This is a genomic window from Mycobacterium sp. UM_WGJ (assembly GCF_000455125.1).
Classification (GTDB): Bacteria; Actinomycetota; Actinomycetes; order Mycobacteriales; family Mycobacteriaceae; genus Mycobacterium.
Map to the genome: position 1 here is coordinate 1 of NZ_AUWR01000091.1, position 10649 is coordinate 10649.

11 protein-coding genes and 1 tRNA gene are annotated in these 10649 nt (G+C 68.7%); 4 read left to right on the plus strand and 8 right to left on the minus strand.

Features of this window, described 5'->3' with window-relative positions:
• Positions 1–265: esterase (locus N416_RS21995; protein WP_036458808.1), on the plus strand; the 265-nt coding region annotated here is incomplete at its 5' end.
• Between the two features lie 10 nt (positions 266–275).
• Here the strand turns inward: N416_RS21995 and N416_RS0120355 are convergent.
• From N416_RS0120355 to N416_RS0120390, 8 genes are all read right to left on the minus strand, one after another.
• Positions 276–1109 (minus strand): patatin-like phospholipase family protein, encoded by an 834-nt coding sequence (locus N416_RS0120355; protein WP_024443936.1) that lies wholly within the window; start codon positions 1107–1109, stop codon positions 276–278.
• A complete protein-coding gene (locus N416_RS0120360; RefSeq protein WP_024443937.1) occupies positions 1106–1981 on the minus strand; it encodes a class II glutamine amidotransferase in 876 nt (291 codons plus the stop codon). Before N416_RS0120360 ends, N416_RS0120355 begins: the two co-directional genes overlap by 4 nt.
• 8 nt (positions 1982–1989) lie before the next feature.
• The gene (locus N416_RS0120365) at positions 1990–2514 is read right to left on the minus strand and encodes an SRPBCC family protein (protein ID WP_024443938.1); all 525 of its coding nucleotides are present in this window, start codon (positions 2512–2514) and stop codon (positions 1990–1992) included.
• A gap of 16 nt (positions 2515–2530) precedes the next feature.
• A complete protein-coding gene (locus tag N416_RS0120370; protein ID WP_024443939.1) occupies positions 2531–3589 on the minus strand; it encodes a dihydrodipicolinate reductase in 1059 nt (352 codons plus the stop codon).
• A complete protein-coding gene (locus N416_RS0120375) occupies positions 3589–5220 on the minus strand; it encodes a long-chain fatty acid--CoA ligase (protein ID WP_024443940.1) in 1632 nt (543 codons plus the stop codon). The genes N416_RS0120370 and N416_RS0120375 overlap by 1 nt, the downstream gene beginning before the upstream one ends.
• A 41-nt stretch (positions 5221–5261) precedes the next feature.
• Entirely contained in the window at positions 5262–6299 is a 1038-nt protein-coding gene (locus tag N416_RS0120380) for a YncE family protein (protein ID WP_024443941.1), read from the minus strand.
• Between the two features lie 563 nt (positions 6300–6862).
• Positions 6863–6936: transfer RNA gene (locus tag N416_RS0120385), tRNA-Leu, on the minus strand.
• 64 nt (positions 6937–7000) lie between these two features.
• On the minus strand, positions 7001–7306 hold the full coding sequence (locus N416_RS0120390; protein WP_024443942.1) for a DUF732 domain-containing protein: 306 nt from the start codon (positions 7304–7306) through the stop codon (positions 7001–7003).
• Between the two features lie 482 nt (positions 7307–7788).
• Between N416_RS0120390 and N416_RS0120395 the strand changes: the two genes are divergently transcribed.
• From N416_RS0120395 to N416_RS0120405, 3 genes are read left to right on the plus strand one after another with little or no spacing between them, the layout of a single operon-like run.
• On the plus strand, positions 7789–8088 hold the full coding sequence (locus tag N416_RS0120395) for a PE family protein (RefSeq protein ID WP_024443943.1): 300 nt from the start codon (positions 7789–7791) through the stop codon (positions 8086–8088).
• 9 nt (positions 8089–8097) lie between these two features.
• Positions 8098–9336 carry a PPE family protein gene (locus N416_RS0120400; RefSeq protein WP_024443944.1) on the plus strand — a complete coding sequence of 413 codons (1239 nt, stop codon included), beginning with the start codon at positions 8098–8100 and terminating at the stop codon, positions 9334–9336.
• An 8-nt stretch (positions 9337–9344) separates the two neighbouring features.
• A complete protein-coding gene (locus N416_RS0120405) occupies positions 9345–10589 on the plus strand; it encodes a PPE family protein (protein WP_024443945.1) in 1245 nt (414 codons plus the stop codon).
• Positions 10590–10649 lie beyond the last annotated feature (60 nt).

The window sequence follows — 10649 nt, forward strand, 5'->3', positions numbered from 1 at the left end:
GGGACCGCCGCATGAATCCGGCGAGGACGAGGACTCGGCACCCGAAGTGGTGCCCAAACTCGGCAGCTTCGAGGTGATGAACCGAACCATCGATATCGCCCAGGCGGCGCTGGCCCGCCATCAGCTTGCGTCGCACCCGCCCGATCTGCTGATCGAGGTGCCTCGCGTCGCCTGCCGCAGCCTGGACTTCCACCGCGCCGCGGAGTTGATCGACGTGGGCCGCGAACTCGCCGCCCGCGCCCTCGACAGTGCGAAATCGCTCTGACCCAAGGGCACTAACCGGCCAGGAACTCGGCGATGGCGCCGGCCTGCCGCCGGCCCTGTTCACGCCCGGCCTGCGCCGACGGCAGCCGGCACGCCGGGTCGAGCGGATTGCCGCCGAAGGCGCGCAGCGCGTCATCGTCGGCCAGCACGGCGCACACGCGACCGGCGAATGCCGCGATCTCGCCGTCGACTCCGCCACCCGTGGGCACCAGCAGCACGGCTTCGTCGCAGTCGGCGGCCACATCGAGGTTGACCGTGCTGCGCACCCCGCCGTCCATGTAGCGCCGCGTACCGAGCACCACCGGAGGCCAGGCTCCCGGGACCGCGCAACTGGCGGCCACCGCGTCGATGAGTTCCACCCCCGAGTCGCGGTCGAAGACCGCCAGCTCCCCGGTGTCGATGTCGATCGCGGTGATCCGCAGCGTGCGCTCCGGCCAGTCGTGTGACGGCAGGCGGTCGGCGATGATGCCCCGCCGCACCGGTGCGGCAACCGTCTGCGCTGCCAGGGCGACCGCGCCGATGCCTTGCAGCTTCTGCGCGGTGGTGGTGTTGGGCTCGGTGATCGCCGCCACGAACAACTCGGTCAGCTCATCGGCACCGACACCGGGATCGATCTCCGAGGAGGTCGCCGTGATCTGCCGGGCGTACAACTGCTCCAGGCCCAGCCCGCTGCCGATCTGGGCGGCCACCGCCGACCCGGCCGAGGTGCCCACCAGCACCGCAGCGTCGAGCAGTTCCCGTGCGGTGTCGGGTGATTCGTCGGCGATGCCGCACAGCACGCCGGTCTCCCAGGCGATGCCCGCTACCCCACCACCGCCGAGCACCAGGGCACGTTTGACTGTCATCTCATTCCTTTCCAGGGGTGTTGGGCCTCCTGGGCAGCGGTGGTCAGATCTTCCCGGCGCAGCTGCCGGGCAGGAGCGTCGGGGAAGGCCAGCTCGGTGGTGACCGTCAGCGCGGCGTCGACGTGCACCAGCTCCCCGGGGTTGATCAACCGCCAGCGCGGGTCGATGTCCATCGGCTCGCTGGCGAACACCACCGCCGAGCGGCCCCGCAACTGCTCGGAGTGCGCGCGGATCCGCGGGGTCTTCAGGTCCAGTCCGACCGGAGCGGATCCGTCGCGGCGGTCCAACAGGTACAGCTCGTGGGTCTCGGGATAGCGCAGTGCCCACATGTCGGTGGCGGTGGTCAGCAGAATGTTGAGCGCATAGATCGGCACCTGGGCTGCCAGCCAGCCGACCGCGTCACGCAGACCTGCCCCGATGTCGCCGTCACGCGCCCGCACGCAACCGGTGATCAACGCGAAGACCCGCTCGGAATCGGTCTGTCCCCCAACCAGATCCGCGGTGCCGATCTCGCGGAGACGTTCCTCGACGGCATCGAGGCCACGCAGCACCCCGTTGTGCGCGAAGATCCGGCAGTCCTGCAGGAACGGGTGGGTGTTGGCGACGTCCCGCGCGCCGGTGGTCGCGTAGCGCACATGCGCGACGAACGTGGTTCCGGTCAGTTCGTTTGCTTCCGTGGAGAATTCGGCATCCTGCCACGCCGCGATCGGCTCCTTGTGCAGGTGCGGTACTCCGTTGGCGTCGAAGACGCCGATCCCGGTGCCGTCCGGGTTTCGTCGGCTCTGCTCGGCGAGGTTGTCCGGAGCGTCGAGCAGCCAGAACGTGGCGGTGACGGCGTCGGTCCCGGCGTGCAGCCCGAAAAGTCGGCACATCGGCGAGGTCAGTTCTCCAACAGGGCAGACAGTCGCGCCAACGCCTGGCGCGCGTAGCCCTTCCACAGCCAGCCGAACACCGGCAGCAGCGGCGCAGTGAGCTTAGACCGCGGGTGGATCACCCAGCTCCAGGTGACCGTGGTGCCCGAACCGGCGGGTGCGAACTGCCAGCGACCCTCGACGTGGTCCACCAGGGGTGCCAGCGGGCCGGTGAGGTCGGTGAGCCGGTAGCCGAATGCCCGGGGCGGATCGACCTCGGTCAACTCCTCGCGCATGCTGCCGCCGCCGGTCAGCACGACGGTGCGGGTCTGCCCGACGTTCGCCCAAGCACCGCGCTTATGCGGCGGTCCCAGCTTCGCCTCTGCTTCGTCGAGGCTCGCTGAACCACCAGTCTGGTCGCGGACTTCCTTGATCGGCGGGATCGGCCCGTACCAGCGGCGGAAGAGCTGCGGCAGCGGCAGCTGCAGTGTCCCGGCGAACGTGTCGGCGACGGTCGCAGGTACCGTCCGGGACTGTTCGACAATCAGGGCCATCAGCCGAGGGTAGCGCTCAGCGCGCCAGGTGCGGAGCGGCCCGGCCCGTGATCAGCGGCAGGTCGAAGAACCCGGCGATACCGGGCGGGGCCGCGCAGGTCGCCGGGACGGCGTTGACGCAGTGCGCTGCGGTTGCCACCACGCCGGGGTTGCTGATCAGCCCCTCTTCGACGCTTTCGGGCTGCCAGCCCTTGACGGTGACGAACGTGTCGGGATTGCCTCGCACCTCCATCTCGTAGCGCTCTCCCGCCGGACCGAAAGTCCATGCCGGATCGAGGTTCTCCTCACCCATCAGCCAGTTGACGGTGACCCGGACCACCACCTCGTCGCCGACGGTGGCTTCCCAGTGGAATCGCCGTCCGGCCACCTGACCGGGTTCGATCGAACCGATCGGCGAGGCGATCGGCGCGGTGGCCACCGCCACCTCCTGCGAGGAGCGGATCTGTTCGTCGGCAGCGAAACCGAGCCGGTCCACGCACAGCCGCACCGATTGGCGGAACCCGCCATCGAGCAGCTTCTGCATGGGGCCGCTCAACGCCTTATCCGGAGTGCCGCCGAAGCCCATAACGTGGCGCACCACATCCGGGGCGTCATAGGTGCGCAGGTCTGAATACTCTTCGCCGCGAATGAATGTCACGCCGGTGGACATCACCGACAGCAGCAGTGGGAACAACTCGGTCGCCGCGCCGGGGCCGATCCCGGCCCCGTGCAGGGTCACGCCACCGTCGCGCGCCGCGCCTTCCAGCGGGCCTGCTTCCTTCTCGGTCGGATAGAACCAGCCGACCGGGGTGACGACGTTCTTGCCCGAGCGCAGCAGCGCCGCGACCTCGTCGGGGTTGGGAAGCAGCGGTGCGTAGATCACCGCGTCGGCATCCAGCGCCAGGATCTCCTCGACGCTGTTGGTGGCCGTCACACCCACCGGCTCGGTGCCGATGATCTCCCCGACGTCCTTGCCGCTCTTGGACTTCGAGTGCACCCAGCACCCGACCAGCTCCAGGTCGGAATGCTCGAGCACGCCCTTGATCGCGGCGACTCCCACTCCGCCGGTTGCCCATTGGATGACACGCAGGCTCATCAGTTGTGCACCTCGCTCACTTGGTATTGCTCCTCGGCGTACCGGGCACGGATGGTCTTCTTGTCGTACTTGCCGACACTGGTACGCGGGATCGCCTCGACGAACGTCCAGCGCTCCGGCAGCCACCACCGGGCGACCTTGTCGGACAGGAAGGTTCGCAGTTCGGCGCCGCTGATCGAGGCACCGGCGCGGGTCACCACGACGGCCAGCGGTCGCTCCTGCCAGCGTTCGTCGGGCACCCCGACCACCGCGGCTTCGACGACGTCGGGGTGGGCGATCAGCTCGTTCTCCAGTTCCACCGAGGAGATCCACTCCCCGCCGGATTTGATGACGTCTTTGGCCCGGTCGGTCAGCGTGATGAAACCCTGCGGGTCGATGCGGCCGACGTCACCGGTGCGCAGCCAGCCCGAGGAGAACTTGGACTCGTCCTGGCCGCGATAGTAGGCGCCGGTGATCCACGCGCCGCGCACCTCAAGCTCGCCGACCGCTTCGCCGTCGTGGGGCAACACCGCATCCTCGTCGTCGACGATGCGGGTCTCGACCCCACACACCGGCCGGCCTTGGGTGCCGCGCAGCGCCCAGTGCTGTTCAGGCGGGGTGCCCGGCGGCGGCCAGGCCATGGTGGCCATCGGCGAGGTCTCGGTCATGCCCCACAGTTGGCGCACCTGCACGTTGTGGCGCTGCTCGAACGCCTGCATCAGCGAGACCGGCACGGCTGACCCGCCGCAGGCCGCCAGCCGCAATGACGAGATGTCATGGCCGGGTTCACGTTCCAGGTAGTGCATAACGTCGTTCCAGATGGTCGGCACCGCGCCGGCCACCGTGGCCCGCTGCGATTCGATGAGGGCGACCAGCGACTTGGCGTCCAGATGCCGGTCGGGCATCGCGAGGTCCGCACCGGCCATCAGCGCCGAATACGGCAGCCCCCAGGCGTTGGCGTGGAACATCGGCACGATCGGCAGCACGCAGTCGACCGCGCCGATCCCGGTGCCGTTGGTGGTGCATCCCGCCATGGCGTGCAGGTAGCTGGACCGGTGGCTGTACACCACACCTTTGGGGTTGCCGGTGGTGCCGCTGGTGTAGCACATGGCGGCTGCCGAGTTCTCGTCGATGACCGGCCAGTCGAACTCTTGCGCCTCGGCCGCCAGCAGCTCGGCGTAGCCCAGCACGGTCTTGCCGGAGGCTTCCAACGCCGCGACATCGCCATCACCGACCAGGATCACGGTGTGCACGGTCTCCAGTTCCGGCAGCACCGGCGCCAGCAGCTGCACCAGTGACCGGTCGACCAGGATCACCCGGTCCTCGGCCTCGTTGGCGACGAAGACGATCTGCTCGGCGAACAGCCGGATGTTCAGCGTGTGCAGCACCGCGCCCATCGCCGGCACCGCCAGGTAGGCGGCCAGGTGTTCGGTGTTGTTCCACATGAAGGTGGCCACCCGCTCGTCGCCGGTGATGCCGAGACGCCGCAGGGCATTGGCCAGCTGGGCCACTTCCCGGCCGAGTTCGCGATAGGTGGTGACCCGATATCCGTCGTCAGCAACGGTGGTGACGGTGCGATCACCGTGGACGGCCGTGACGTGGTTCAAGATGGCGCCGACCGTCAACGGCCAGTGCTGCATGGTGCTGTGCATCGGCCTATTCGATCACGCCACCACCGGAAACGTGGCGTGGGTTACACCGCGGGTTCGAGTTGCAGCATGCGAGTGACGGCGTCGTCGAGCTCCAGCTGCTCGTGCAGCAGCGCCGACGGGGCCGGCAGGTCGGCCAGCGACGCGATGGTCACCTTGCCGTCGAAGCCGGCGATGTAGAGCCGGCTGCCGTCTGGGCTCTCCGCGGCGCAGGACGGCGCGGTGACGCCGGGCAGCGTGCCGAGCGGCTCGTTGGTGCGCGCACACAGCACAAAGACGGCGCCGTCGGTGACCAGGTAGACCCGCTGGCCGTCGCGCCCGGCGATCAGCTGGATCAGCTGGGCCTCCAGGACGCGGGTAGCGCTGACCGCGTGGGTGCGGGCATCGACGACGTGCACGCGGCTGCGGCCGTCAGGCCCCAAGGTCGCCACGTACAGGCGGGCACCGTCGGGACTGACTGCGACGTCGATGATGCTCGCGCCGATCGCGATCGTGTCGACGATGTTCAGGTCGCGGTCCAGCACCGTGACGGTGTCGCCGGTGGGCTGGCGTACCGCTGCGTACAGCCGTCGGCCGTCCGCGCTGATCCGCAGGCCGGCCGCTGCCGCCCCGGGATGCGCGGACACTGCGGCGGACGCGGCGGGACGCATGGCCGCGTCGAGCGCGAGCACGTCGACACCGGCCGAGCCGGTACGGGTGAGGTAGACGCGGCTGCTGGTCGGGTCGGCGACCAGGTCGCCGATGTCCATGGCCACCGGGTAGCACCCGGCGACCTGCGCGGTGTCGACGTCGATCGCCAGCACGGCGTCCAGCGCGGTCGAACCCGCGGTGATGTAGGCCCAGCCGGTGCCGGCGGGGCCGGCGGCGATCGAGAACGGCTCGTCGGCCTGGAAGACGGTGTTGACGATCTTGCAGCTGACGGTGTCGATGATCGAGACGGTGTCGTCGCCGTAGTTGGTGGCCAGCAGGCGCTGGCCGTCCGCGGTGACCGCGAGGCCGCCGATGGGGCCGCGATCCAGTGTCACGGTGCGCGCGACGCGGGATGCAGCGTTGGCCAATCTATATGCCGGCACGTCGTCCACATCGCTCCTATCAACCACTGTTCGTATCGCTTCGTTCGTATCGTCACTGCCCTCGCACCTCGCGGCTACCGCAGTGCGGTCCGGTCGAGACCGGGACGCCGAGGCGGGGCATCTGGTCGATACTAGCGGTGAATTCGAAGTAACAGGAAAATGTCCTAATTATTGTGATCGAGGTCGCAGGCTAATCCCAACCGTCCCACGTCACACCGGGCGAAACGCAACATCCGCCCCTTCCAGCAACCTCAGGCATATGCTCTGACCAGGTTGTTATCCCGCCTCGGACAACTTGTGATGGGTATCGCGATTAACATTGAATAAGAAATTAAGAACTCCCACCAGAAAATTCCGCGCTTCTTGCCAAAGGCCCTTGCAAATGTTCGGGCGGGCGGGTATGCACCGGACAAAGCTGCCGGTCAGGCGGTGCGGAGGGGTCGGCCGAGGCCCCACGGGCCTGGGATTCGCGCCACGCCGTGGCCGCCGCGGTCGAGTTCCTAGCTGTCGTTGCCGGCGACCGTGACGGGGCCCGGGACGTGCGCCGGGCCGGTCCCGAATCCAGCTGTCAGTGCCCCCAGTCGGACTCGAACCGACACTGGGCGGATTTTAAGTCCGCTGCCTCTGCCAATTGGGCTATGGGGGCTCGCGGCGAATCTAACGCGACGGCCTCGACAGCGCCCTACCGGCACTCCGAGAAGAGGCAGAAATCAGGCGTGCTCGGGGCAGTAGTTCTGCGCGGCGATCCGGGCGAACTCCGCGGCACGCTGCAGCGTGAAGCCGGGGTTGGTGGTCTGCACGGCGACCACAGTGTCCATCGGGGAGAGTCCGGCGTCCATCAGCTGACACACCGAGTGACCGGCCGAGATGGCCACCTGGTCCGAGCCCTTGTGGCTCAGGCCGGCGCCGGTCAGCTGGGTGAGAAAGGCCGCGTCGCTGCCGACCGGTTCTGCGTGCGCCGGGGCCGCCAGACCGACCATGGCGGTGAGGCCCGCCAGCAGCAGAAACCGTTTCATAGCTCGTAGTGTGCTGAGCATTCGTTAATAACATGTTACGGACCGTTTACTCCGCCGGATCCAGATGTTAAATCCGCGTTACCGGCCCCTCACCACCCCCAGCTCGGCGGTCGCCAGAATGGCTGATGCGGACTAAAAATGTTGCCCTTCAAGCCAATTGACAACCAGCCATGCTGGACCGAAATGGCAGCGACCCCGCACCGCCGACGCAGAGTGACCTGGACCACGCGGGCGGGACGCGAAAGCCCTTCGGCGAACGTCCAATACCGGCACGCACGGCATTTGCATCCAAGCCGTCGTTCGGTGTCGAGCCCGCGAGACCGTGACGCCTCACACACCGCGAAACCACCGCCCCCGAGGTGCATGTAAAGAGTTCCGACACCGCCGTTAAGAAGCGGTTAACCAGCTTTCACAATCGCCCACTGATGCGCAACGGTGATCCCAGGAGTCGGTTCGCCACCGGCCTCCGTAAGGAGAACCCCATGTCTTTCGTGACCACCCAGCCGGAGGCGCTGGCATCCGCGGCCAGCACGCTGCAGGCGATCGGTGCGGCGCTCAACGCCCAGAACGCCGCGGCGTCCGCTCCCACCACCGGCGTCGCTCCCGCGGCTGCCGACGAGGTCTCGGCCCTGACCGCCGCGCAGTTCGCCGCGCACGCCGGCCTGTACCAGACGGTCGCCGCGCAGGCTTCGGCCATTCACGACATGTTCGTGGCCACGCTCAAGACCAGCTCCGAGTCGTACGCGGCCACCGAGGCCGCGAACGCGGCAGCGGCGGGTTAGGCGGCAATCATGTGGGACTACGGAGCACTGCCCCCCGAGATCAACTCCGGGCGCATCTACAGCGGACCGGGATCGACCCCGATGCTGACCGCCGCCGCGGCCTGGCGCGGACTGGCCGCCGAACTGAGCGCGGCCGCCCACTCCTACGAGACGGTGATCACCGAACTGTCGGGTGAGGAATGGCTGGGCCCGGCGTCGTCATCGATGGCCGCCGCCGCGGCCCCCTACATCGCCTGGATGAACGACACCGCCGCACTGGCCGAACAGGCCGCTGTCCAGGCCACCTCCGCCGCCGCCGCCTTCGAGACGGCACGGGCGGCCACGGTGCCGCCGGCGGCGGTCACCACCAACCGGGTGCAACAGGCGGCGCTGGTCTCGACCAACATCCTCGGCATCAACACCCCCGTGATCGCGGCTCTCGACGCCCACTACGCGCAGATGTGGGCCCAAGACGCCGCGGCCATGTACAGCTACGCCAGCGGTTCGGCCGCCGCGACGCAGGTCACCCCGTTCAACGAGCCCGCCCAGACCACCAACTCGGCGGGGCTGGCCAACCAGGGAGCCGCGGTCGCCCAGGCCGGCGGCTCCAGCACCGCCAACAGCACCGCGCAGACGGCGCAGATGATTTCGTCGCTGCCGAACGCCCTGCAGAGTATGGCCGCGCCGGCCGCCTCGACCGACTGGATCGAGCAGGTCATCGAATTCCTCTACAACGACCCGGTGAACGGCTACGCGTTCCTGTTCGGCACCCCGCTGTACAACCTGTTCAACACCGCCGGCACCGGCGCGGCCTTCATTCCGTCCGCGCTGCTGCCAAGCCTCATCGGTTTCATGACCGGCGGCGGCTTCAGCGGCACCACCGGTAGTGCGCTCGGAGGCGGTCTGGGAGCGGCGTTGAGCCCCGGTGGTGCGCTCGGCGCGTTGGGTGCACTCGGCGGAGGCCTGTCCAGCGGCGTCAGCAGCGCGTTCGGGGTCAGCGCGGTCACCCCGGCCGTCACCGCCGGCATGGGGAAAGCGTCGCTGGTCGGAACGTCGTTCTCGGCCCCGGCGAGCTGGGCGGCCGCCACCCCGGGCGCCGCAGCGCTCACCAGCGGGCCCGGTGGTTGGGCGGTCCCCACCGAGACCCACAACAACATGGCCTCCATGCCTCCCCCGGTTCCGACCGGCGTCGGGCAGCGCGGCATGAACTACGGCACACCGCGTTACGGGTTCCGGCCCAAATTCATGCCCAAGCCGATGGTGGTCTAGGAGCAACGATGATCGACTACGCACTGCTGTCGCCGGAGATCAACTCCGGGCGTCTGTACGCCGGTCCCGGCTCCACGCCGATGATGACCGTCGCCTCCGCCTGGCGCGGGCTGGCCGCGGAGATCTCCTCGGGGTTGACCTCGTACGAAACGACGATCACCCAGCTCGTCGACGAGGAGTGGATGGGTCCGGCATCGGCCTCGATGTCGGCGGCCACCAAGCCGTATCTGGCGTGGATGGCCGACACGGCGACCAAGGCCGAGGAGGCGGCCACCCAGGCCACCGCCGCAGCGGCCGCGTTCGAGGCGGCCCACGCGGCCACCCCTCCCCCGGCGGTGATCGCCGCCAATCGCGCCCAGCAGAAGCAACTGGTGGCAACCAACGTCGTCGGCCAGAACTCGGCCGCCATCATGGCAAGCGACGCACAGTATTTCGAGATGTGGGCTCAGGCCACCGACGTCATGTACAGCTACGCCGCGTCCTCGGCGACCGCGACCAAGGTCACGCCGTTCAGTGAGCCCACCCAGACCACGAACCCGGACGGAACGGCCAATCAGGCCACCGCAGTGAGTCAAGCCACGGGCAACACCGCCGCCAACAACACCGCGCAGACGGCGCAGGCCATTTCATCGCTGCCGAACACGCTGCAGACGCTGACCTCGCCGGGTCCCGCGGACGCCGGCCTGCCCCCGCCCACGCTCGCCGGACTGCTCGAAGCGATCGGCCGAAACGCGTCGATCAATGGTGCTGTGTCACTGGTGACTTACCCGCTCAACGGCCTGATGAGCTTCACCGGAACCTCCGCAGCATTCACCCCCGCCAGTTTGATCCCGACCATGACCACGTTCTTCTCCGGCGGTGGTTTCAACGCCCTCGGCGGCGGCGCGGCAGGTGCCGGCATCGGCGCCCTGCTGGCCCCCGGTGGTCCGCTGAGCAGCCTGGGGGCGCTGGGCGGCGCTTCCGCCTTCGCGGCGAGCGCCCAGACCGTGACAGCCGGCGTGGGTCAGGCCACCCTGGTCGGCGAGCTGTCCACACCAGCGACGTGGGCCGCAGCGGTTCCCGCTGCCGGTGCCGTCGACACGGCCGCGGCCTTGCAGGGCAGCAGTTGGGCCGCCGCGCCGGAACAGATCGAATCGATGGCGGCCATGCCCGGCGGGATGCCGATGGGCGCCGAGCGGGGCGGCTTCGGCCTGAGCACCCCGCGCTACGGCTTCAAACCGACCGTCATGGCCCGTCCGGTAGTTGCCGGGTAGACCCCCTCACCGCAAAGCGGAACCGCAGAAAAGGAGACAACAGTGGCAACACGTTTTATG